General features: G+C 48.1%; 24 protein-coding genes. 22 read left to right on the top strand and 2 right to left on the bottom strand.

Annotation, left to right across the window (positions count from 1 at the left end; translation table 11 throughout):
- Positions 1-33 precede the first annotated feature (33 nt).
- From DW922_RS12235 to DW922_RS12220, 4 genes are read left to right on the top strand one after another with little or no spacing between them, the layout of a single operon-like run.
- Positions 34-267 carry a hypothetical protein gene (locus DW922_RS12235; protein ID WP_118726711.1) on the top strand — a complete coding sequence of 78 codons (234 nt, stop codon included), beginning with the start codon at positions 34-36 and terminating at the stop codon, positions 265-267.
- 6 nt (positions 268-273) lie between these two features.
- Positions 274-720, top strand: coding sequence for a tripartite tricarboxylate transporter TctB family protein (locus DW922_RS12230; protein WP_118721064.1), 447 nt, complete (start codon positions 274-276; stop codon positions 718-720).
- 14 nt (positions 721-734) lie between these two features.
- On the top strand, positions 735-2,258 hold the full coding sequence (locus DW922_RS12225; RefSeq protein WP_118726710.1) for a tripartite tricarboxylate transporter permease: 1,524 nt from the start codon (positions 735-737) through the stop codon (positions 2,256-2,258).
- Between the two features lie 42 nt (positions 2,259-2,300).
- Entirely contained in the window at positions 2,301-3,293 is a 993-nt protein-coding gene (locus tag DW922_RS12220; protein WP_118534056.1) for a tripartite tricarboxylate transporter substrate-binding protein, read from the top strand.
- Positions 3,294-3,407: 114 nt separating this feature from the next.
- On the opposite strand, the gene DW922_RS12215 is transcribed toward DW922_RS12220, so the two are convergent.
- Positions 3,408-4,175, bottom strand: coding sequence for a DeoR/GlpR family DNA-binding transcription regulator (locus DW922_RS12215; RefSeq protein WP_177304132.1), 768 nt, complete (start codon positions 4,173-4,175; stop codon positions 3,408-3,410).
- A gap of 322 nt (positions 4,176-4,497) precedes the next feature.
- Here DW922_RS12215 and DW922_RS12210 point away from each other — a divergent pair, with 322 nt between their 5' ends.
- Genes DW922_RS12210 through hxlB form a run of 6 tightly spaced genes read left to right on the top strand, consistent with a single transcriptional unit; the run spans position 4,498 to position 8,268 of the window.
- Positions 4,498-4,986, top strand: a complete 489-nt coding sequence (locus tag DW922_RS12210) for a PTS sugar transporter subunit IIB (protein WP_118726708.1) — start codon at positions 4,498-4,500, stop codon at positions 4,984-4,986.
- A 14-nt stretch (positions 4,987-5,000) separates the two neighbouring features.
- Complete coding sequence (locus DW922_RS12205; protein WP_118726707.1) at positions 5,001-5,795, top strand: PTS sugar transporter subunit IIC; 795 nt, start codon at positions 5,001-5,003, stop codon at positions 5,793-5,795.
- The gene (locus DW922_RS12200; protein ID WP_118726706.1) at positions 5,795-6,601 is read left to right on the top strand and encodes a PTS system mannose/fructose/sorbose family transporter subunit IID; all 807 of its coding nucleotides are present in this window, start codon (positions 5,795-5,797) and stop codon (positions 6,599-6,601) included. Before DW922_RS12205 ends, DW922_RS12200 begins: the two co-directional genes overlap by 1 nt.
- A gap of 14 nt (positions 6,602-6,615) precedes the next feature.
- The gene (locus DW922_RS12195) at positions 6,616-7,062 is read left to right on the top strand and encodes a PTS sugar transporter subunit IIA (RefSeq protein WP_118726705.1); all 447 of its coding nucleotides are present in this window, start codon (positions 6,616-6,618) and stop codon (positions 7,060-7,062) included.
- Positions 7,062-7,712, top strand: coding sequence for a 3-hexulose-6-phosphate synthase (gene hxlA / locus DW922_RS12190; RefSeq protein ID WP_118726704.1), 651 nt, complete (start codon positions 7,062-7,064; stop codon positions 7,710-7,712). Before DW922_RS12195 ends, hxlA begins: the two co-directional genes overlap by 1 nt.
- A gap of 4 nt (positions 7,713-7,716) precedes the next feature.
- The gene (gene hxlB / locus DW922_RS12185; protein ID WP_118726703.1) at positions 7,717-8,268 is read left to right on the top strand and encodes a 6-phospho-3-hexuloisomerase; all 552 of its coding nucleotides are present in this window, start codon (positions 7,717-7,719) and stop codon (positions 8,266-8,268) included.
- 488 nt (positions 8,269-8,756) lie between these two features.
- On the opposite strand, the gene DW922_RS12180 is transcribed toward hxlB, so the two are convergent.
- Positions 8,757-10,676: a sigma 54-interacting transcriptional regulator gene (locus DW922_RS12180; protein ID WP_118726702.1), complete on the bottom strand. Its 1,920-nt coding sequence runs from the start codon at positions 10,674-10,676 to the stop codon at positions 8,757-8,759.
- Between the two features lie 390 nt (positions 10,677-11,066).
- Between DW922_RS12180 and DW922_RS12175 the strand changes: the two genes are divergently transcribed.
- The 12 genes from DW922_RS12175 to fsa all read left to right on the top strand — a co-directional run bounded on the left by DW922_RS12175 (position 11,067) and on the right by fsa (position 23,685).
- Positions 11,067-12,086, top strand: a complete 1,020-nt coding sequence (locus DW922_RS12175) for a 2-keto-3-deoxygluconate permease (RefSeq protein WP_118721062.1) — start codon at positions 11,067-11,069, stop codon at positions 12,084-12,086.
- A 17-nt stretch (positions 12,087-12,103) separates the two neighbouring features.
- Complete coding sequence (locus tag DW922_RS12170) at positions 12,104-13,273, top strand: amidohydrolase family protein (protein WP_118534059.1); 1,170 nt, start codon at positions 12,104-12,106, stop codon at positions 13,271-13,273.
- A gap of 166 nt (positions 13,274-13,439) precedes the next feature.
- Positions 13,440-14,279, top strand: coding sequence for a sugar phosphate isomerase/epimerase (locus tag DW922_RS12165; RefSeq protein WP_118726701.1), 840 nt, complete (start codon positions 13,440-13,442; stop codon positions 14,277-14,279).
- Entirely contained in the window at positions 14,276-14,935 is a 660-nt protein-coding gene (locus DW922_RS12160) for an aspartate/glutamate racemase family protein (RefSeq protein WP_118726700.1), read from the top strand. The genes DW922_RS12165 and DW922_RS12160 overlap by 4 nt, the downstream gene beginning before the upstream one ends.
- A gap of 23 nt (positions 14,936-14,958) precedes the next feature.
- Complete coding sequence (locus DW922_RS12155) at positions 14,959-15,786, top strand: transketolase (RefSeq protein ID WP_118726699.1); 828 nt, start codon at positions 14,959-14,961, stop codon at positions 15,784-15,786.
- The gene (locus DW922_RS12150) at positions 15,786-16,721 is read left to right on the top strand and encodes a transketolase C-terminal domain-containing protein (RefSeq protein WP_118721058.1); all 936 of its coding nucleotides are present in this window, start codon (positions 15,786-15,788) and stop codon (positions 16,719-16,721) included. The genes DW922_RS12155 and DW922_RS12150 overlap by 1 nt, the downstream gene beginning before the upstream one ends.
- Positions 16,722-16,764: 43 nt before the next feature.
- Positions 16,765-17,676, top strand: a complete 912-nt coding sequence (locus tag DW922_RS12145; protein ID WP_118726698.1) for a TIM barrel protein — start codon at positions 16,765-16,767, stop codon at positions 17,674-17,676.
- Between the two features lie 49 nt (positions 17,677-17,725).
- Positions 17,726-18,622 (top strand): TIM barrel protein, encoded by an 897-nt coding sequence (locus tag DW922_RS12140; RefSeq protein WP_118534065.1) that lies wholly within the window; start codon positions 17,726-17,728, stop codon positions 18,620-18,622.
- Positions 18,623-18,657: 35 nt separating this feature from the next.
- Positions 18,658-19,623: a D-2-hydroxyacid dehydrogenase gene (locus DW922_RS12135; RefSeq protein WP_118721057.1), complete on the top strand. Its 966-nt coding sequence runs from the start codon at positions 18,658-18,660 to the stop codon at positions 19,621-19,623.
- A gap of 126 nt (positions 19,624-19,749) precedes the next feature.
- Entirely contained in the window at positions 19,750-21,669 is a 1,920-nt protein-coding gene (locus DW922_RS12130) for a sigma 54-interacting transcriptional regulator (protein ID WP_118726750.1), read from the top strand.
- A gap of 4 nt (positions 21,670-21,673) precedes the next feature.
- Positions 21,674-23,011, top strand: coding sequence for an RNA polymerase factor sigma-54 (gene rpoN / locus DW922_RS12125; protein ID WP_118726697.1), 1,338 nt, complete (start codon positions 21,674-21,676; stop codon positions 23,009-23,011).
- Positions 23,012-23,031: 20 nt separating this feature from the next.
- Positions 23,032-23,685 (top strand): fructose-6-phosphate aldolase, encoded by a 654-nt coding sequence (gene fsa, locus DW922_RS12120; protein ID WP_118721056.1) that lies wholly within the window; start codon positions 23,032-23,034, stop codon positions 23,683-23,685.
- Positions 23,686-23,890 lie beyond the last annotated feature (205 nt).

Raw genomic sequence — 23,890 nt, 5'->3', positions numbered from 1 at the left:
TCAATGAAACGATGCGAATTAAAATGAAACAACATGAAACGTAACAAAGGAGATGGAAACATAATTGAGAAAAAAGAAACAGATCAGGACAAAGTGATGAGTGAAAACGAAGAAACAGAGTGCCAAATTGAACAAAATCACAATGGAATTTGGCACTTTGAACAATGTTTTACAAAAAATAGCCCAAATAACAGCGACATGGCACAAGCCTTGCTTTCTATATGCTTATCAGGACATCCGAAGCAGGATGTGAGTAAGAGGAGGTAGAACAAGGTGAAAAGGTTTGGTTCAAAACAGCTGATCCCGATCGCAATGGCACTGATGGGAGTGGTGTTTGCAGTGGTTGGATTTACGCAGCTGGGGTTCTGGGACAAGGAACCGAAAGCGGGATTTTTTCCCAGCATCATTGCTGTGGTCATGGTGATTTCCAGTGTGGCCGCATTCTTCCAGACACTGAAAGAGGAGGATAAACCACAGTATAACAAAAATGAGCTTCTGGTTATTGCAGGCGGCGCAGGTGTGATCGCGGGAAGCTTCATTATTGGCATGATCCCGATGATCTTTCTGTATGTGCTCTTCTGGCTTCTGGTGATTGAGAAGGGAACCCCGATCCTGCACATCATCATCATTGAAGCGATCGTGGCAGTCATTGTGCTTGGGGTTTTTGCCGGATGGCTGCAGGTTCAGTTCCCATGGGGACTGTTTGAAAACTTTATGTAGGGAGGAAACGGAATATGCAAAACTTTTCCATGCTGATCCAGGGCTTTGGCACAGCACTGACTCCGATGAACATTGGAGTATGTATGCTTGGAGCAGTCCTTGGACTGATTGTTGGCGCAATGCCAGGCATTGGTTCTCTGGCCGGTGTTGCACTGCTTTTGCCGCTGACATACAAGTTTAATCCGGCAACGGCGATTATCATGCTGGGCGCCCTGTACTATTCCAATATGTACGGCGGAAGCTTCAGCGCAATTCTTTTAAACATCCCGGGTGATTCTCCTGCGGTATGCACCACTCTGGACGGTTACCCGATGGCAACAAAGAGAAAGAGACCCGGACAGGCACTTTTAACCGCAAACATGGCCTCCTGCATCGGTGGCACCATCGGCATGTTTATCCTGACCTTTATGGGACCCGGCCTTGCAAACCTGGGACTGAAATTTGGTCCGTCCGAGATGACAGCGATCCTGCTGATCGCCATGACATCCATCAGCTGGCTGGTCGGAGAAAATCCCATCAAGGGTGTAGTCATTACCTGTTTTGGAATTCTGCTTGCAAGCATGGGCATGGATACCCTGTCCGGCGCTCCGCGCTATGAGTTTGGAAGCATGCATCTGCTCGGCGGCATTCCGTTTACCCCGTTTGTCATTGGTGCGGTTGGCTTTGCGCAGGTCATCAAGCTGATCAACGACCGTGATTCTGACAATGAGAAGCGTGCCGGTTCTGCAAAGAATGAGATGAAGCTTTCCATCCGCGGTTCCATGCTGACCGGACATGATTTTAAGAGACTGCTCCCGCCGGCGGTTCGTTCCGGACTGATGGGAACCTTCATCGGCGTTCTTCCGGGAGCGGGTGCAACCACAGGATCCTTCATGGGCTATGCTGTCCAGAAAAAGTTTAAGAGTGAGGAGCCTCTTGGTACCGGCGCGATTGAGGGTATTGCGGCAGCAGAGGCAGCAAACAATGCAGCGGCTGCAGGTGCCTTTGCACCGCTTCTGGCACTGGGAATTCCGGGATCCGGAACCGGCGCTGTTTTATTAGGCGGTCTGATGATGTGGGGCTTATCTCCGGGCCCGCTCCTGTTTGAGAACGAGCCGGAGTTCTGCTGGGGTCTGATCGCGTCCCTGTATCTGGCAAATATTTTCACCTTACTGGTTGCGATCTGTATTATTCCGTTCCTGATCCAGATTCTGTCCGTACCGGTAAAATACATGATCCCGATCATCACTGTAGTCTGCATCGTAGGCGCATACAGCACCAGCAATTCCATGTATGGTGTCATTGTAATGTTTTTGTCCGGCATTGTGGGATATCTTTTAAACAAGAACAATTTCCCGTCAGCCCCGATGCTGTTATCCTTTGTACTGGCACCGCTTCTGGAGAACAACATGCGTAAGGCATTTATCCTTTCCGGCGGAAGCTTAAGCATTTTCTTTACAAGACCGATCACCTGTGTGCTGATGATCATTTTCTTTGCGATTATTCTTGCTTCAGCCCTGCGCCCGGTTCTGGCCAAAAAGAAAGGTGCGGCAGCCTGAAAATACAAAAACTGTGAAAATAAAAAATGGAGGGTTTATATTATGAAAAAGAGACTTTTAGCAGGTATCATGGCAGGCGTTATGGCAGCATCTGTACTGGTGACCGGCTGCGGCGGAAGCAAGGATGTGAAGGATGGAACCTTTACTCCGACTAAAACAATCCAGTGGATGTGTACATCCAGCGCCGGCGGCGGATCGGATATTTTTACCCGTAAGATCAGCGATATTATGACTGCCCAGAATCTTGTCAATGGCCAGACCATCGTAGTGACAAACAAGACAGACGGTTCCGGTGAGGTAGGACGTAATGAAGTGGCAGGTCTGAAAAAGAATGCGGATTATCAGCTTCTGACCTTCAATAGCGGCGATCTGATGCCAATGGTGACCAATACCAAGAACCGTTCCTCTAATTTCCGTATTCTTGCGGTTATGGCAGTGGACAAGCAGCTCTTATTCAAGGGAAAAGACGCAAAATACGATACCTTTGCAGATGTCATTGACGCAGTAAAGGCAGGCAATAAGGTAGTAATCGGAGGCTCAAAGGGTGATGACATCGCTACCTATCAGGCATTGATCGCAGAACTGGGAGTATCCGAAGACCTGCTGACTTACATTACCTATGATTCTACCGGTGACGCGATCACAGCGGCATTAGGCGGACATGTGGAGTTTGTGATCGCAAAACCTGCAGCAGCCTCTGAATATGTCGAGGCCGGTTCCCTGATCCCGATCCTGGCACTGGCGAATGAGCGTTATACCGGCAATCTGGCAGATGCTCCGACCTTAAGTGAGGTGGGAGATTACAACAATGTAGAGGTTCCGGTGTGGCGTGGTGTTGCAGCTCCGGCAGCCATGAGTGATGAGGCTGCAGCTTACTGGAGTGAGGTACTCGGAAGCGTATCAGAGACGGATGCATGGAAGAATGAGTACATTGACGCAAATAAGCTGATCGCAGACTACATGGATACCACAGCAGCAACGGAATACGTGACCAAGTATGAGGCTGACTATATGGCTGAAAATGGATTAAAGTAACATGGACTTTTGAGAATACTGATAAAACACGAAGCTGTCTCACTAATGTGCGACAGCTTCGTGTTTATATCCATCACAATTCAATGAATTTTTGCATTCCCTTCTATATACAAGTCAAACTGATGCAAGGATCAGCTTTGTTTTGGCCCGGATCCTTGTTTTTATTTCTTCCGATACATCGGTATCGGTAATCAGATAGGAAAAATCTTCCCATTTTGCATATTCCATAATAGCTCCAGAAGAGAATTTCTGGCTGTCACAGAGGAGGACGGCATTTTGCGTATTATTGATTGCCGCCGTTTTGATAGGGATATCATCGTAATCTTTGCAGGTGGCGCCGTCATGGTATAGCATGCCGTTTGTGCCCATAAAAGCAAAGTCGGTTTTAAAATGGGCCAGGGATTCTACCGTATAAGGCCCCTTCACTGTTAAGGCTCCTTTTTTCACAAAACCATTGGCCAAAAATGCGATGTTTGAGGTTTTGGAGGTGATCAGGTCGGCAATGGGCAGAGATGTGGTGATGACAGTTACCTGGTCCTTCTGTACAAGCAGCTTTGCGAGGGAAAAGGAGGTGCTTCCGCCGTCCAGGAAGATGACAGAACCGTTTGGTATCATGTGGATGGCTGTCTCCGCAATGCTGTTTTTCTTCATGCTGTTGAGCTGGCTGCGGATCGTGACAGGGGCCTCTATATAGGAGGGGGAGATTTTTGCAAATCCATGGCCCTTTTCGACCAGGCCTAGCTTCTCCAGATGGAGCAGATCCTTCCGGATCGTTTCCGAGGTGGTTTGGAATAACTCCATCAGCTCTTTTGTTTTCACAACCTCTTGTTCTTTTAAAAGATCCATGATCTTTGCCTGACGTTCTTTGCTGTTTCTGTTCATAAAAAATCCTCCAAAACGCAAATTCTTTATTTGTGAAATGTAATATGTAAAATTGCATAAAAGATGAAAAACCATAAAATATAGAAGTATTATAGCGGCAGAAAGCCCGGAAAGTCAAGAAAAATTTTGGTAGAAATTAAAAAAACGCAATTATAAATGCAAAATAGAGAGCGAAAAAGCGCAATAATTAGCGATAATCGAAATAAAATCGTTAAAATCACAATAAAATAACAGTTTACAAATGTGAAAACTTAAAATATAATAAAAATTGCAATAAATAAATTGCAAATCAAACAATGATGGTGCGAATAGGAGGGGGATTATGATTACTTACTGTAGGGTAGATGACCGGGTTGTTCATGGACAGACCATTACCACTCTCATCAGAAGAAATCCATGCAATGGAATATTGATTGTGGACGATGGGATCGCAGAGAACGAAATGTTGAAGAAAATTTACAAAAATGTGGTTCCGCCAGACATCAAGGTTTTGGCCTTTACGGCAGAGAAGGCATTGGTAAAGCTTCCGGAGGCAGAGCGGTCTGAAAAGAACTATTTTGTCATCTTCAAAAACGTCCGCACGGTCGGAAAGCTTCTAGATGCCGGATATAAAATGCCGCCAGTCATTGAGGTTGGGCCCACCAGCTCCAAAGCAGGGGGAGAGAACATTATGCGCGGCCTGTATCTGGAGAGAGATGAGATGGAGATCTACAGCCGCCTGACGGATTTGGGAGTGGAGGTGGGAATGCAGCCCATTTTCACTCATCCAAAGGAGTACTGGGCAGATTTGAGAAAGAAATACGGTCTATAAAGGAGGAACGAGGTATGTTTTTTGTACAGTCATTTATTGTAGCGATATTATGCTGGTTGGCATCCAATACAACGCCCTGCTATGGCTTTACGATTGGGCTTTACACATTGGGGAGGCCGCTGGTAGGAGGGTTTATCTGCGGTATTATCTTTGGGGATATCCAGACGGGAATCCTGTTAGGCTGTGCGCTCCAGGTGGTCTATCTGGCGCTGGTAACACCGGGAGGTGCGTTCCCCGTAGACATCGGCTTTATTTCCTATCCCGCTATTGCTATCGCCCTTGTTTCTAAGATGGATGCAGGTACTGCAGTGGCGGTAGGATCTACCATTGGGGTTATCGGAACATTTGCAATTACGTTTTTCAGAACCTTTGCGTCTGTTTTTAACCACATGGAGGACGAGAAGATTGAACAGCTGGATTATCCAGGGATTACAAGGACCTTTATCGTCTATCCCCAGATCATGGGCTTTTGCCTGAGGGCTGTTCCTGCATTTCTGGTAGTGTATGTTGGTTCGGAGATCGTTGGCAATTTCATTGATTCTCTTCCGGCTTTCATCACCACAGGGCTTATGGCTCTGGGCGGCATTCTCCCGGTTGTAGGTGTGTGCGCGCTTCTCACCCAAAGCGTGAGAAATAAGTGGTTCCTCCTGTTTTTCTTATTTGGATTCTGCGGAATCGTTTTTATGGGACTGAACATTATTGGCCTGACGATTGTTGGTGGGGTGATCGCCTTCTTATACTATAGGACAGGCAATACCGTGCTGGCAGCGGGGAACGTTGAGATAGCAGATGATGAGGAGGTGCTGTAATGTCGAAAGAAAAATTGAGCAAAAAAGAGTTAAATACGTTATATCATCGTTATATGATGTGGTACAACGCGGGCAGCAGCTATGAGCGGTATCACGGTATGGGGTATGGATATGCGCTGATCCCCTTGTTTAAGAAATATTATGACCGTCAGGGGCAGATCGAGGGCCTTCAGAGGCATACGGATATGCACAATACGGAAATGCAGGTGGGAAGTCTTATTTTCGGTATTACCACAGGCCTGGAGGAGCAGAAGGCACTGGGAAAGGATGTGGATGATGAGCTGATTAAGACGACAAAAATCGGTCTTATGGGGCCGGTAGCAGGCATTGGCGACGCTATGGTGCAGGGAGTAATGATCCCGATCTTATTGTCCATAGGCGTTGCATTGGCCCAGGGAGGAAACCCGCTGGGACCGATTTTCTATATGATTGCCTATCCGCTGATTATATTTCTTGGCTGCAGGTTCCTGTTTAATACCGGTTATCATCTGGGAATTGACGCAGTGAATCTGTTTCTGGGAGAGACCGCAAAGAGGATTACGGAAGCGATCACTCTGCTGGGAGTGATCCTGATGGGAGGAATTGCTGCAAGCTATATAAAGTTTACTACAAAGTTAGTCATCCCCCGCGGTGAGGATGTGGTAGAGGTCCAGTCCATTCTGGATGGCATCTTTCCAAAGCTGATACCGCTGCTTCTGGTATTTGCCGTATATGGGATCATGTCAAAGAAGAAAGTGTCAACTGTCAGGATGATCTTGCTTCTGATGTTATTTACCTTTGTATTAGCATTTTTCCATATTATTTAGGAAAGGGATGGGTTATGGTCAAAGTTATATTGGTATCTCATGGACGGTTTGCGGCAGCAATCAAAGATTCCTGTGAGATGGTCATAGGGAAACAGGAGTATATAAGGGCAGTATGCTTAGATGAACAGCAGGGGATTGAGAGCTTCAAGGAGGAATTTGCGGCGGCCCTGGCAGAACTGGAAAAGGAGGATACCGTTCTGTGCATCTGCGATATCTTTTTTGGAAGTCCCTTTAACGGAGCTGTGGAAATCCTGGAAGGGAGCAAAGGCGCTTTTTCCTATAAGATTATGACAGGCTTAAACCTTCCAATGCTGATAGAGCTGTGTATGGGTGTGATGTCAGGCTCCACAGACCTGGAGGAGATTGCAAATGCAGCCAGCCATGCAGGCAGCGAGGGCATTACGGTCTATCAAAAAGAACAGGAAGAAACAGAAAAGGAAGATGAGGAGGAGATATTATAATGCTTTTACAGATGGCAATGGACGGTGCGGCCGATGGGCTTACGATTGCAGAATTTAAGGAATTTATCAGCAATATATATGACAGTGTGGATATTGTGGAATTTGGTACATCCTGCGTATACCGGTTCGGAATGGAGGGCGTGCAGGAAATAAAACAGGCCTTTCCAGATAAGCTGATACTGGCAGACATGAAGATCATGGATGGCGGCGGCCATATGTCCAGGATGGCCTACTCCTTTGGGGCAGATATTGTGACTGTCCTGGCAGTATCTGATGATGCCACCATTGGAAATGTGATCGGGTCAGCACACAAGGTGAACAAAGAGGTTATGGTAGATATGATCTGTGTTTCTGATATTGCAAAGAGGATTCCGGAGGTGGAAAAGCTGGGCGCTGATTATGTATGCGTACATATGGGCGTGGATGTGCAGAAGGCGAAAAATGCAAATCCCCTTGAGGAGCTGAGAATTGCAAAGGCAACGGCAAGGACTGCAAAGGTGGCAGTAGCAGGAGGAATCAAGCTGTCTACGATTTCTGATATTGTGAAGGAAAAGCCGGATGTAATCATTGTGGGCAACGGCATCAGGAAGCAGGAAGATCCGAAGACAGTTGCGGCTGAAATGAAAAAAATTATGGAAAAGGAAGGTTGACACTATGGGAATGAGGTTTGAAAAGGAAATTTTTGGAGAATTGATGGAGACAATCCATGAGGTCAGCCGTGAGGACACGGAAAGCCTAAAGGACAATCTGGAGAGGGCAAACCGCATTTTTATCACCGGCGCAGGACGGGCAGGGCTTATGATGAAATGTTTTGCTATGCGTTTGATGCACCTGGGCTATCAAGTCAATGTGGTGGGAGAGATTGTGACTACCAGCATTCAGCCGGGAGATCTGTTGGTGATTGGCTCAGGATCGGGAGAGACAGAGGGAAATATCATATTGGCAAAGCGGGTAAAGGCCAAAGGTATTCCGGTTATTCTGATCTCCACCAACAAAGAATCGACCCTGGCGCAGCTTGCGGACATTACAGTGATACTGAAGGCGCCTACGAAACGTCCCGACAATACGGTGCAGACCGTTCAGCCCATGGGCAACCGGTTTGAGCAGTCCCTGCTGCTGTATACGGATATGGTGATTATGGAGCTGATGGAGATCAAGCATATGACTACAGAGCTGATGCGGAAAAACCATACGAATCTGGAATAGGCGGACAGGGAGGAAAAACATGGCGTATGGATTTATCATGTCCGGCCATGTCAGGTTGGAAAACTAGGCGCTGGATGACGGCAAAAAAGAAATAAGGGCGTTGGGGAGCAAAGCTCTTATTGTGACGGATCAGGCAATGGTCAGACTGGGAAATATTTCTTGGCTGCAGGTTCCTGTTTAATACCGGTTAGCTTCAAGGAGAAATATCCAGCACAGCTGGTGATGAACATTGAAAAGTGAATATTATTCGAAATGAATAAAAATGAGCATGAGAAACAGGCATAACTGTCGCTATGCCTAATGAGTACATTGACGCAAATAAGCTGATCGCAGACTACATGGATACCACAGCGGCAACGGAATACGTGACGAAGTATGAGGCTGACTATATGGCTGAAAATGGATTAAAGTAACACGGGCTTTGGAAAATACTGATCAAAAATGGGGAATGCGCCATTTCGCGCATTCCCCATTTTTGATGTAAAAGATCATGGAAGAAGAATGTGATATTTTTTCATTTTCCGCCACAAGGTGCTTTTGTCTATTCCGAGAAATTCAGCAGTTTTTGTGCGGCTGTTGTGGAAGGTATAGAGCGCCTTCAGAATTTCTTCCCGCTCATCGTAAAGGGAATAGACCGGTGCGTCCCCGGGCGTTGACCGGTCCGTTTTTTTCGGCCCGTTTGGAGTGAGGGCGGCAGCTGCATCCGGAAGGACCTTCAGGATATCTGCAGGTGTGGCAAGCGGATTCGGGGTCAGTATGGAGAGTCTCTGACAGAAATTTCGCATTTCACGGATATTTCCGGGCCAGGGATACTGCGTGATCAGGCTGGCTCCTTCTTCGGAAAGCCCTGTCAGGATGCAGCCGGTGCGCTCGTGCTCATAGGAAATCAGCTGACTCAGAAGAAAGAGCGCATCCTGCTCCCGGTTTCGCAGCGGCGGGAGGTTCAGCTCCAGAACATCCAGCCGGTAAAGCAGATCCTGACGGAACCTGCCGTTAGCCACTTCCTCTTTCAGGTTTTTGTTGGTGGCAGAGATAACGCGCACATCAACCGGAATGACGGTATCACTTCCGAGACGCACAACCTCGCGCTCCTGCAGAACACGCAGCAGACGGCTCTGGAGGTTTGGAGAGACATCTCCGATTTCATCTAAGAAGATAGTGCCTTTGTGTGCCAGCTCGAAGAAGCCCATTTTTCCGCCTTTGGAAGCGCCGGTAAAAGCGCCTTCTACATAGCCGAACAGTTCGCTTTCCAGAAGGTTTTCCGGGAGTGCCGAGCAGTTGATCGCCACAAAGGGATGGTTTTTGCGGGGACTGGAGTTGTGGATGCTTTGCGCAAAGAGCTCTTTTCCGGTTCCGGTTTCTCCGCAGATTAGGATATTTGAGTCGGAATAGCTGTAGGTCATGGCATCGGAGATCACAGAATCCATGATCCTGCTTTTGTGCAGGATATTGGAAAACTGATATTTTGCCTGAAAACTCGAATGACGCAGCTTTTTTCGTACCTGCAGCTCATCTGCCTGGATGCGGCTTGTATCCTGAAATGTCAGAACACAGCCGGTATTTCCGCTGTTATCCGGCGCCGGAACGCAGTTTACCATCAGGTGGTAAGAGGCATAGATGTGCAGCTCGGAAAGAAGCTTTTTTCCGTTTCTGGTAACCTCCTCCACCGGAAGGTTGGGGAAAAAATCCAGGATGCTGCGTCCGGTAAGGAGCGCGTGGCCGGAGTCCAGGATAGAATAGCAGTATTTATTTGCGAATGTGATGATGCCGTTCTGATCTGTGGAAAGGATGCCCTGAAAGGAATAGTTCATGATATTGGCCATCTGGGCACTGCGCATTTTCTCTCTTAAGTCAATTTCGGCTGCGGATTTTGCCTCGTCGATCGCATTGTTGATGGCTTCTTGGCCGGATTCGATCATGACAGCCGGAAGACCGCTTTTTTTGGCCAGCTCAACGCCTGTATAGTTGCCAACCAGGGCGTCACATCCATCGGAAATCGCCTGCCGGATGGCGTCAGCAAGCAGGGGTTCGGAATTGACCGGGTAGGTAGAGAGCTTCATGTCAGGAAATGCATCCCGGATGCTTTCAATACCGTAGATCATGTTAAAGGCTCCGATCACCGCAATGTGAGACAGCCCAGGAGACATGCGGCGCGCTTTCAGGACGGCAGCAATGACATCATAGCCGCCGACCTTCAGCTCTGCGCAGATGTAGCCGCGCTGCTTCATGGTCAGGGCAGAGAAGCCGCGGGCGATCACGACATCGGCGTTCAGATCCTGAAGCGGATTATTATAGAAATCCTGTACAATTTCGTATTCAAGCTCATCACAGTCAGGACGTTCCTGGAAAACCTGCTTAATGAGAGGGACGATCTGGGGATAGGGAGCATAAAAAATCATGTGGATCATAGAAAACCTCCATTTGTACATGAAAATTATTGTCTGATGATGATTATAGAGGAATTTGCACGGAAAAGAAAGTAAAAATTGCAAAAGATTGCAAAATGATTTTTAATAAGATATAAATTGCAATTAGATGAAACGATATGCAATCTTAAAACGGGTGAAGTTGGAAAAATATAGAATGCAGCAGAGATAATGCGAAAAGAATCAATTGTGATAATGCATTGAAACAGAGATTGATATTTGTGCAAAATACATAAAAAGGGATGTGAAAAACAGAAAAAAAGAAAAAATCTGCGTGAAAAGGAAAAATAGGCATAAGGTTTGCTCTATAGTATGTCAGAACTGGTTCAGAAACAAAAAAACATAGTAGGATTTGTATGGAGGGTACAGGTTATGATTGGTAATGTCAGAATACTCGGAACAATGAAAAAATTTCCGGCAGGCGCAATGGTAATCCCGCTGCTGCTTGGATGCACGGTAAACACATTTTTCCCGGAAGCTTTAAAAATCGGAGGCTTCACAACGGGACTTTTCAAGAATGGAATCCCAACCCTGATCGGTTTGTATCTGTTCTGCAGCGGCGCAACGATTGATGTAAAAGCAGCAGGAGAGACGGTATACAAGGGCGTGTTTCTGACAGCCCTGAAGTTCTTTGGCGGCTTTGGTATCGGACTTCTTCTGAATGCAATTTTTGGAGAAGCCGGATTTCTGGGTTTGCTTCCGCTGGCAGTCATTGGCGCAGTAACCAATTCCAATGGTGTTATTTATGCAACTCTTGCCGGTGAGTATGGCGATGAGTCTGACGTAGGAGCAACCGCGATCCTGACTTTAAATGACGGCCCGTTTTTCACGATGATTGCGCTTGGAACAGCAGGGATCGGAAAATTCCCGATCACCGCGATCATGGCAAGCATTATCCCGCTGATCATTGGTTTTATCATCGGTAACCTGGATCATGAGTGGAGAGAAACTCTTTCCACTGCTATGGCACTTCTCCCACCGTTCAATGGTTTCTGTCTTGGAGCAGGCATGAGCTTTTTCACTATTGCAGGCGCCGGCTTTTCCGGTATCCTTCTCGGACTGCTGACAGTTGCGGTAACCGGTATTCTTACGTTTATCATTTACAGCCTGATCCGAAGGAAAGCAGATCCGATGGGAGCAGCGATCGGTACGGTGGCAGGCGTTGCCGCAACAACACCGGCAGCGATTGCAGATGCAGATCCGTCCTTTGCTCCGCAGGTTGAGACTGCAAGTGCGCAGATTGCGGCAGCAACCATTGTGACAGCGATCGTGACACCGCTTCTGGTGGCATTTCTGGCACGGTGGTCCAGAAAATTCAACGAAAAGCATGGCCTTGGCAATGCAAAACAGCAGAAGACCGGAGTAAAAGCCATGATGGCTGAGACAGAATAAAGCAGGGGGAAACAGATATGAGCGATATTATTTTAAAAGCTGACCGTGTTCTGGTTGGCGAGGATCTGAATTTAAAAGAGCACATGGCAGTGATCGTCCGTGATGGAAAAATAGAGGAGATCGTACCGCAGGCGGAGTGTCCTGCGGTAGAAGGTGCGGAGGTGATCGATTTAAAGAATACGACCCTCATGCCCGGCATGATCGAGTGCCATAACCATCTTTCTATTGACGCCACGATCCCGGAGCATCTGGAGCTTCTGGCATGGAGTACAGAATGTGAGCTGACCCTGATCGCTCTGGATGGGTTCCGGAAAGATCTGATGAGCGGAGTCACAACAGCACGCTGCATGGGAGACCGTTTTTATATTGATGTAACACTGAAAAAGCTGATTGAACAGGGAAAGGTGGCAGGACCGAAGCTTCTCGCAGCAGGCATTGGCATGAAGGGAAGCCACGGTGCCGGATATATCGGAAGTCCGCACTGCGGACCGGAGGAGATCCGGAAAACTGCCCGCGAAAATTTAAAGAAGGGTGTCGATTTGTTAAAGCTGTTTATCACTCCGGGCGTTCCGGATCCGGAGAGCGAGTTTGTGCCGAGCTTTTTAAGTCTGGAGGAGATTGCCATGGCAGTCAGTGAGGCGGCAAGAAAGAATCTTCCGGTTGCTGCGCACTGTATCGGCGGTCAGGGCCTAAAAGACTGTATCGACGGCGGAGTACAGGTCATTGAGCATATGTATATGTGCACTCCGCAGGATGCGGAATGGCTGGCAAATTCCAAATGTATTGTTGATTTTACTTCCGGTATTTTCCTGGATCCGACGCGCGAGGAAACTCTGTCGGCAAACAATGCATACCGGGTTCGCAAAAACCGGCCACGCGTCCGGGAAAGACTGAAGCTTCTGATGAGTACAGGTGTTCCGTATGTTCTGGGAACCGATGCTTACCATGGTTATCTGTACCGCGAGGTCGGATATGCGGTAGAGCTCGGTTCAGATATTGTGACCGCATTAAAGGGCGTTACCTCCAATGCCGCGAAGGTCTGCGGACTGGGAGACCGGATCGGAAGCTTAAAGAAAGGCTATGCTGCAGATATCATTGCAGTGGATGGGAATCCGCTGACGGATGTGGAGTGCCTGGCAAACGTACCGTTTGTAATGCAGGATGGTAACGTTGTGAAACGGAAGTGAAACATTTGCGAGCAGAATTAAGAAACAAAATGAAAAACGCAACGAAACAAAATGAAACATAATTCCTGAAAAAACGAAAAAGGGACAGAAAAATGCACCGGCAAGACCTGGCACATGTTTTGCTCTATATACTGGTATCAGGAAGTCAGAGAAAAGGAGTGAGGGTATGAAGTTATGTTATCAGGTTGCCACACCGGATGTTGCGATCGCAGATTCGGTTACGGCATATCAGGGACCTCTGGAGAAAAGCTTTTCAGATCTCGCAAAGCTTGGTTATCAGGGAGTGGAGCTGATGACGTTAAATCCGTCAGAGCTTGACTGGGAGTTTGTAAAATGTGAGGCAGAAAAAAACGGCTTGAAGGTGGTTCTGGTCTGCACCGGTGAAATCTTCGGTCAGCTGGGGCTCAGCTACACAAACCCGGATCCGGAGAACCGGAAAGAGGCAATTCGCAGAAGTAAGGAGATCATTGACTTTGCTGCTTATCTGGGAGCCAATATCAACATCGGGCGTATCCGCGGACAGTACTGCAAGGAGCTGACAAAAGAGCAGACGGAGGAGCTGGCGGTTGCCGCGTTCCGGGAGCTGGCTGATTACGCGGCGCCGAAGGGCGTAAAGATTGCTCTGGAAACCGTCACCATCATGCAGACGAATTTCATCAACACCTGCGCGGAGGGCGCAGACATGGTGGATCGGGTAAACCGGCCGAATTTTCGCCTGATGCTGGATGTGTTCCACTTAAATCTGGAAGAAAAGGATCTGTTTGAGGCTATCCGTCGGTACAGCTCCTATAACATCCATGTCCATCTGGCTGACAATAACCGCCGCTATCCAGGCCAGTGCGGACTGGATTTTGAAAAAATCATTTCTACCTTCAGAGAATGCGGATATGATGGTGCATTTACCACGGAAATATTCCAGCTGCCAAGCATGGAAGGCGCGGCAAAGGGTGCAGCTGAATATCTGATCCCGATCATGAAGAAGGTTTACGGACAGGAGGAAGCATGAAAAGTATCGCACTGATCCATACCGTAAAGACGGTAGCGAATTCCTTTGAACAGCAGCTGAAGGATTATGTGAGGGAACCGGTCAAGATCCATAATCTCTGGGACGATTTCCTGGCGAATAATCCGAATGAGATCGGGGAGTTTACCATAGAAAACCGCTGCCGCCTGTATAACGATATCAAGTCTGCAGAGATGACGGGAGCCGATATGATCGTGGTGACCTGTTCGACCCTGACTCCGGTTGTAAACATGATCCGTCCGTTTGTGAAGGTTCCGCTGATTGCCATCGACGATGCAATGGGAAGAAAAGCGGTTACCTACGGGGATAAGATCCTGGTTCTTGCGACAGCAGGCAGTACCGAAGGACCGATGCGGGAAAAGTTAAACGCAGAGGCAGCAAAATTAAATAAGACCATCCAGATTGATTTCAAAGCCAACGCAGAAGCGTTCCAGGCGATGAAAGCAGTGCAGATGGACCGCCACGATGCGATCCTTCTGGATATGGCAAAAGATATTTCCGGATATGACTGTGTGGTGCTGGCTCAGGCATCCATGGCACATCTGGATCAGAAAATAGAAGAAATCTGTAAGATCCCTGTTCTGTCAAGTCCCGGACTTTGCATGGAGCAGGTGAAGGAAACATTAAAAACGATATAAAAATAGAAAAGGAGACTACTGACATGACCAACGAAAAGAAACAGGAGTTGGATGCTCTTTGCCTGAAATTCAGACGTACCCTGATAGAAATCTTACATGAGAGACAGACCGGACATCCGGGCGGATCTCTTTCCGTATGCGAGATCCTTACAAACCTTTATTTTAACGACGCAAATATCTCTCCGGAGAATATCAATGACAGAAGCCGCGATAAGATCGTGCTCTGTAAAGGACATGCTGCTCCGATGCTTTATCTGGAGCTGGCAGAAAAAGGCTTTTTCCCAATGGAAGAGATGCACAGCCTCCGTCAGATCAACAGCCGTCTGCAGGGACATCCGTGTTCCAAGGAAACTCCCGGAGTTGAGGCATCTACCGGTCCTCTTGGAGCCGGTTATCCGTTCGCGTTAGGTCTGGCACTTTCCGATATGCATGATGGTGTAGACGCTTACACCTATGCGATCCTTGGAGATGGTGAGATCAACGAGGGCGTGGTATGGGAGACCTGCATGAACGCCTCCAAGTTTAAAGCAGATCGCCTGATCTCTATTCTGGACTGGAATGGTGTACAGCTGGACGGAACTACCGAGCAGATCATGCCGATGGGCGACATCGAACTGAAATTTAAGGCGTTTGGCTATAATACCATTGTCTGTGACGGACATAATGTGGCAGCCCTCAGCGCAGCGATCGAGACCGCAAAATCGGTTAAGGGTGTTCCGAGCATCATTCTGGCAAAGACTGTGAAGGGCAAGGGCATTTCCTTTATGGAGGGCAAGAACACCTGGCATGGTGCTCCGGTTAAGGATGCCGATTATGAAGCAGCAATGAAAGAACTGGGAGGTGTACAGTAATGGCAAAGGCAATTCGTGATGTATATGGAGAGACACTGAAAAAATACGGCGCGATGAATGAGAATATCGTAGTTCTGGATGCAGATGTATCCGGCTCCACAAAATCGGCCATGTTCGGAAAGGAGTATCCGGACCGTTTCTATAACTGCGGAATCAGTGAGTATGCGATGATGGGCATGGCAGCAGGCATGGCCAAAAACGGCAAGATCCCGTTTGTCAATACCTTTGCGGTATTTTTAACCACACTGGGGTCCCTGGCAGCAAGAACCTTTATGTCCTACTCCGGACTGCCAATCAAGATGATGGGTGGTTACGGCGGCTTATCCGATGCCTTTGACGGTGCGACCCATCATGCTCTGGAGGACATTGCCATGATGCGTACGCTTCCGGGGGTAAATGTTATGGTAGCTTCCGATGCGCAGATTACCGACTGGATGGTCAAAACCGCGATTGAAGTCAATGAGCCGATGTACATCCGTCTTTCGAGAGATGCGGCTCCGGACTGCCATCCGGAGAATGCGAAGTTTGAAATGGGCAAGGGCATGGTTGTAAGAGAAGGCAGCGATGTTACCATCATCGCATGCGGCCTGATGGTGAGCACCGCGATCACTGCCGCTGAGATGCTGGAGAAAGAGGGCATCAGCGTAAGAGTGGTTGATATGTACTGCATCAAACCGATTGACGCAGAGCTGATTGAGAAATGCGCGAAAGAAACCGGCGCAATCGTAACAGCGGAGGAGCACAGCGTGATCGGCGGTCTTGGCGGAGCAGTCAGCGAGGTTCTGGCAAAATCCGGATGCCTGGTACCGGTCGAGATGGTCGGCATGCAGGATCGTCACGGTGAATCCGGTCCTTACAGTGAACTGTTAAAGAAATACGGCCTGGATGCGGAAGCGGTTGCGGCAGCGGCAAAAAAGGCAGCTGCAAGAAAATAGGCGGCCGCGTCAGGCAGATTCCATCGGAAAGGAACAAAAAATTATGGAAAAGTCCATGAAACGGTACATGAAGGTCGGTACGATCCTTCATGTATCCTACAAAGAGGTTGGTTCCGGGGAGGGACCGATCCTGGAATGTTTAAAAAAGATTGTGACGGACCCGTATTTTGAAGCGGTGGAAGTGGCACACATGAAGGATCCTGTTGTGCGCAAAAAAGCGGCAGAGATGATTGCTGCTGCGCATATGACCACTGCTTACGGCGGTCAGGGACTGATGCTGGGAGCTGGCTTAAACATCAATGACTTAAACGAAGAGGGACGACAGAAGGCCCTGGCTTCCCTGAAAATGGGGATCGATGAGGCATATGAGATCGGAGCCCAGGACTTTGCGTTTCTGGCAGGCCGCTACGAGGCAGAGACAATGGAAGAATCCTTCCAGGCACTTCTTGCTTCCACCAGAGAGCTTTGTGAGTATGCGAAAGCAAAGGGAAACATGCCGGTTCTCTGCGAGGTGTTTGATTATGATATCGCAAAGAAATCTCTGATCGGTCCGGTTGACCGGGTGAAACGTTACGCAGAGACGATCTGTGCGGAGTATGACAATTTTGGCCTGATGGTGGATCTGAGCCATATTCCAATGATCCATGAAACCATTGAGGAAAATCTGCTTCCGGTCCGCAGATTTATCCGTCACGCCCACATGGGCAATACGGTGATCAGAAGTCCGCAGTGCCCGGCTTATGGGGATGAGCATCCGAGGTTTGGTTTCCCAAACAGTGAAAATGATGTAAAGGAACTGGCCGATTATCTGAGGCTTCTGATGGAGATCGGATTCATCAGTGAAAAGAATCGTCCGATCGTAAGCTTTGAGGTAAAACCCTTTGAAGAAGAAGATCCCGATATCTGCCTGGCAAATGCAAAACGAACACTTGACCTGGCGTGGGAACTTGTATAAAGTTAGAATTGCATAACAATAAAATGAATCAGAGCAGGAGGAAAAGAACATGAGAGAGTCTATTCATAAATATTTTCAGGTAGGTACCATCCGCTGGATGTCCTTTCCGAACAGAAGTGTAGTAGATCAGGTAAAGCGGATTGCAGTAGATGATTACTTTGATGCGATCGAGGTGACCAAATGTGCCGATGACGCAGAGCGCGAAGAGGTGAAAAAAATCCTGGAGCAGTCCCATTTAAAGGTCTGCTATGGCGCACAGCCGAGACTTCTCGGACCGAAGCTGAATCCGAACGACATCGATGAGGAGGGCAGAAAAAAAGCTGAGGCTACCCTGATCGAGGCAGTGGATGAGGCAGAATACCTTGGCGCAAAGGGAATCGCATTCCTGGCAGGAAAATGGGAAGAGGAAACCAAGGATCAGGCTTACGCACAGCTGTTAAAAACTACCCGCAATGTCTGTGACTACGCAGCGAAGAAGGGCATGAACGTAGAGCTGGAGGTCTTTGATTTCGATATGGACAAGGCAGCTCTGATCGGACCGGCTCCCTATGCGGCACAGTTTGCGGCAGACATGAGAATGACCCATAACAATTTCGGATTATTGGTAGATCTGTCTCATTTCCCGACCACCTATGAGACCTCAAAATTTGTGATCCGGACCTTAAGACCTTACATCACTCACCTTCATTTCGGAAATGCAGTCGTAGAAGAGGGCTGTCCGATGTATGGTGACAAGCATCCGCGTCTGGGTTATCCGAACAGCGCCAACGATGTGGAGCAGCTGACCGATTATCTGCAGGTACTTAAGGAAGAGGGCTTCTTCAACGCGAAGGATCCGATGGTACTGTCCATGGAGGTTACCCTGGCTCCGGGTGAGGACGATGAAATCATTCTGGCCAATACCAAACGCTGCTTAAACCGCGCATGGGCACTGGTAGAAGACTAAGAAATACCGAAAAACGAGAAAAGGAGAACGGAATCATGAAGATTGTAGTATTAGATGGCTATACCGAAAATCCTGGTGATATCAGCTGGGGTCCGATCGAAGCTCTTGGCGAGGTTACCGTATATGACAGAACTGCTTACGAGGAGTCTCCGCTGATCGCGGAGCGCATCGGTGACGCAGATGTGATCGTGATCAACAAGACACCGATCAGTAAAGAAACCATGGACAAGTGCCCGAACTTAAAGGCGATTGCAGTTCTGGCTACCGGCTACAATGTAGTAGATTATGAGTACGCAAAGGCAAAGGGCATTCCGGTTATGAATGTTCCGGTATATGGAACGGATAATGTCAGCCAGTTTGCTGTCAGCCTTTTGCTTGAGGTATGCTCCCATATCGGACATCACAGCGATTCTGTATATGCCGGTGAGTGGGCAGAGAATGCAGACTGGTGCTACTGGCATTATCCGATGATCGAGGTATCCGGAAAGACCGCAGGCATCATCGGACTTGGCCGTATCGGTGTGAATACCGCAAAAATCTTAAAGGCCATGAACGTGAATGTAATCGCTTATGACGCATTCCAGAGCGAGGCAGGAAAAGCGGTTGCGGAGTATGTGGAATTAGATGAGCTGCTTGCAAAGTCTGACTTTATCTTCCTGCATTGCCCGCTGTTCCCATCTACTCAGGGAATTATCGGAAAAGAGAATATCGCGAAGATGAAGGATGGAGTCATCATCATCAATAACAGCCGCGGACCGCTGATCGTTGAGCAGGATCTTTACGACGCATTAGAGAGTGGAAAAGTGGCAGCCGCAGCTGTGGATGTTGTTTCCACGGAGCCGATCAAAAAAGACAACGTTCTGTTAAAGGCGAAAAACTGCATCATCACCCCTCATATTTCCTGGGCAACCAAGGAGGCACGTGAACGCATCATGAACACCACTGCAGAGAATATCAAGTCCGTGATCGACGGTGCTCCGCAGAATGTAGTGAATAAGTAACAGAAAAACAAGACGATTTTCATAATTTTTCTGCAAAATTGAATGGGCTATGGTATACTTTACCATAGCCCATTCAAGGAAGAGGGGCAGATGAAACTGTCTTGGAAAAAGGAGAAAATCTCGGATATGGTAAAGATAAGGGTTTTTATACCGCATCTGGAGCTGAAAGAAATCTTTGAAGATGTGGTGAAGAAACTGCCGCAGTACGAAACAATTCAGATAGAACAGCAGTATGTATTCGGAACACCGGATGATCTGGCCAAATATGGCGATGCTGATGTGCTGGTCGCGCGGGGCATGACGTATGAGGTGCTGAAGAATCTGTTTCCGGACAAGCATGTGATCGAAGTGCATGTCAGCAGTTTTGATATTTTTGACGCGTTGGTAGAGTGCAGAAAACAGAATGCCGGAAAAATCGCACTCTGCCTGCATAACCGGAAATTCAAATCCATGGAGGAGCTGGAGGAGCTTTGCGGTGCGTCCATCACGATTTATGATACTCCGAATGAGGCTTCCACGGAAGCCGCAGTCCATCAGGCCATGGAGGACGGCGCGGATATTTTTGTCGGTGCGGGAACCATGTGCGGAATCTGTGACCGGCTGGGATTAAAGCGTGTCCATATCCATACGAATGAAGAAGCGGTGGAGGTGGCCATGAAGGAAGCGCTCAATGCAGCGCGGACAATCCGGCAGGAGCGTGCCAAGAGTGATATCATTGAGGCCATGCTCAATCACAGTGAAGAAGGCGTGCTCGCGATCAGCGACAGAGGACGGATTCTGGCGATCAATAATCAGGCATACCGTATTTTTCAGATTTCTACCGTCGACTCGCTTGTTGGCAGTCCGGCAGCAGAGCTGGAGCAGGCAGATGACTGGGAAAATCTTCTGCATGAAAATCAGGCGCGCGAGCGCATCCTGAAGATCAAAGGCAAGGATTACTATGTGCAGTACAAACACCTGAGTGAAGAAGCGGCCGAGACCGGAGCTTTGGTTTTTATCCGGAATACCGATCGGATCATGGAAGAGGAACGAAAAATCCGGAAGGGACTTGCAGAAAAAGGACTGACAGCCAAGTATTCCTTTTCAGATATTCTTGGAAAAAGCAAGGCAATTCGTGAGAATATCCATATGGCACAGCGTTACAGCAGGGTTAATTCCAATGTTCTGATCGTGGGAGAAACAGGTACCGGAAAAGAATTATTCGCGCACAGTATTCATCAGGAATCAAGCCGCAGTGATCAGCCGTTTGTTGCGTTAAACTGTGCCGCACTCCCGGAAAATCTGCTGGAAAGCGAACTGTTCGGGTATGAGGCAGGCGCTTTCTCGGGCGCGGCCAAAGGCGGTAAGATCGGTCTGTTTGAGCTGGCACACCGGGGAACCATTTTTTTGGATGAGATTGGAGAAATTCCGATCACTTTGCAGGCCAAGCTTTTGCGTGTGCTGCAGGAAAAGGAAATCCGCCGCATCGGTAGCACCAGTGTGCATCCGATCGATGTCCGTGTTGTTTCTGCAACCAATATTAATATAGAAGAAAAGATCCGGAGCGGACAGTTCCGTTCTGATCTGTATTATCGTTTGAACCTTCTTGATATCAGTATTCCACCGCTCAGAGAGCGCCGGGAAGATGTTCAGGAACTGGTTGATTTTTACCTGACCAGATTTGCGTGCGAAATGGGAAAACGGATCCCGACTGTAACATCGGAGGCTGCTCAGCTTTTGATGCAGTATGACTGGCCGGGAAACGTGCGGGAGCTGCGCAATGTCTGTGAACGCCTGATTGTTTTGAATGACAGCGATTTTGTCAGTGCCGGGCTTTTAAGACAATTGAAAATTTTTCGCGAGAGCAAAGCGCGGGAGCCGGTTATTCTTCCGGAGGAACAGATGGAAGATACGGTCTACAGCCGCTTAAAGCCGAAGAAAAAGAAAAAGGAGCTGGCGGAGGAGCTTGGTGTCAGCCGCACGACCCTGTGGCGTATGGCAAAACGCCAGAGCGCGCTGGAGCAAAAGCAGCGGGAGCAGGAAATCAGCAAGAGAAGGAGCGAATGATTAGATGGAACTGAATTACGGAATGTCTCTGGAACAGAAGCAGCAGTTATCTCAGAATCAGATACAGTCCCTGGAGTTGCTGGCCATGGACAGTGTAGAACTGAGTGAATTTTTGCAGGACGAATACCTGGAAAATCCTCTCTTGGATTACTCGGAGGAGCATGCGATGCCGGGCGGCAGGGAGGATATCGGACAGACTTATGAACAGCCGCCGGTATTGGAACAGAATTACGACGATACTGCGGAGGAAGAAGACCGAAGAAGAAAAGATATTCCAATGCCGGAGACAGAAAGCATCAAAAACTATATTCTGGATCAGCTGCCGGATGGAGCATGCAGCCGGAAACTGGCAGAGTTTATGACAGACTGTCTGGATGATAACGGCTTTTTTACCATACCGACGGAGGAAGTGGCGCAGAAAACCGGAGTGCCGGAGGCGGAAGTTTCCTGGACTCTGAAGGTGCTGCAGGAACTGGAGCCCTATGGGATTTTCGCACCGGACCTGAAACACAGCCTGTTAAAACAGCTGGAGATGCAGGGACTAAAAAATGCTCCGGTCAGTCAGGTGGTGAAGGAACACCTGCAGGATGTGGCAGATGGAAAGATCAGTGTCATTTCCCGGGCACTGAAGCTCTCAACCGCAGAAGTACGCAAATGCATAGATCAGATCGCAAAGCTGAATCCGAGACCCCTGGGAGAGTTTGGAGGAAAACGCAACGATTATGTGGTTCCGGATATTATTTTCCGGAAGGATGACGGAAAATGGGAAATTGAACTCAATGATGGATGGGTGGAGGATTATCATATCAATGATTATTATCTGAAAATGATGAAGGAATCCACAGACCCTCAGCTTGGGGCTTATTTTCAGAAAAAACTGGAGCGCATCCGTTTTGTGATGAACAGTATTGCACAGAGACGCAGGACAATTCTTCAGATATCAGAGCAGATTCTGAATGTACAGGAGCATTTTCTGGATGGAACCGGATTCTTAAAACCCATGACGATGACGGATGTGGCAGAAAGCCTTGGAATTCATACTTCTACGGTGAGCCGGGCCATCAAGGGAAAGTATATCCAGTATCCGTGCGGAACCATATTGATGAAGCATCTGTTTACGGCATCGGTTTCAGCAGCAGAAGGAAGCGATGCGGTCGGAACCATGCAGATCAAGGAACTGATGAAGGAGCTGATCCGCAATGAAGACAAGAATAAGCCTTACAGCGATCAGAAGCTTTCATCGCTTTTGAAAGAGCGCGGCATTGAAATTTCAAGACGTGCTGTGGCAAAATACCGGGAAGAAATTGGAATTCGAGGAAGCTTTGACCGGAAAGCATTTTAAAGAAAAAGGAGAATAAGATTATGAAATTTTTTGTTGATACCGCAAATGTTGAGGAAATCCGCAAGGCAAATGATATGGGAATTATCTGTGGAGTAACCACCAACCCGTCGCTGATCGCAAAAGAGGGCCGTGATTTCAACCAGGTTATCGCAGAGATCGCTTCTATTGTGGACGGACCAATCAGTGGTGAGGTAAAGGCTACTACCACCGATGCAGAGGGCATGATCAAAGAAGGCCGCGAGATTGCAGCCATCCATCCGAATATGGTAGTAAAGATCCCGATGACCGTAGAGGGCTTAAAGGCTGTTAAGGTTCTGCACGCAGAGGGCATTAAGACCAACGTAACTCTGATCTTTTCCGCAGCACAGGCTCTGTTGGCTGCAAGAGCAGGAGCAACCTACGTTTCCCCGTTCCTGGGCAGACTGGACGACATCTCCATGCCGGGTATCGACCTGATCAACGAGATCACCGAGATCTTTATGATGCACGACATCCAGACCGAGATCATCGCGGCGAGCATCCGTAACCCGATCCATGTCATTGACTGTGCAAAGGCTGGCGCTGATATCGCTACGGTTCCGTATAAGGTATTAGAGCAGATGACCAGGCACCCGCTGACCGACCAGGGCATTGCAAAATTCCAGGCAGATTACAAGGCTGTATTCGGCGAGTAAAAATCAGGGAATAAAACAAATACAGGGGTGGGCCGATTGTGCGTCCACCCCTGTACTGACTTCAGTCTGGTTTCGACAGAAAAAATAAAAAAAAGTGAAAAAAGTTGTTGACAGATAGAAAACTCTGTGATAGTATATAACACGTTGCTGCTGACGCGGCAACAACATGAACCTTGAAAATGAAAGATTGAACAGTGTTTAAAAC

Source organism: Clostridium sp. AM42-4, from assembly GCF_003480105.1.
In the GTDB taxonomy this organism is placed as follows: Bacteria; Bacillota; Clostridia; order Lachnospirales; family Lachnospiraceae; genus Brotaphodocola.
This window is presented reverse-complemented; position numbering and strand designations above follow the sequence as displayed.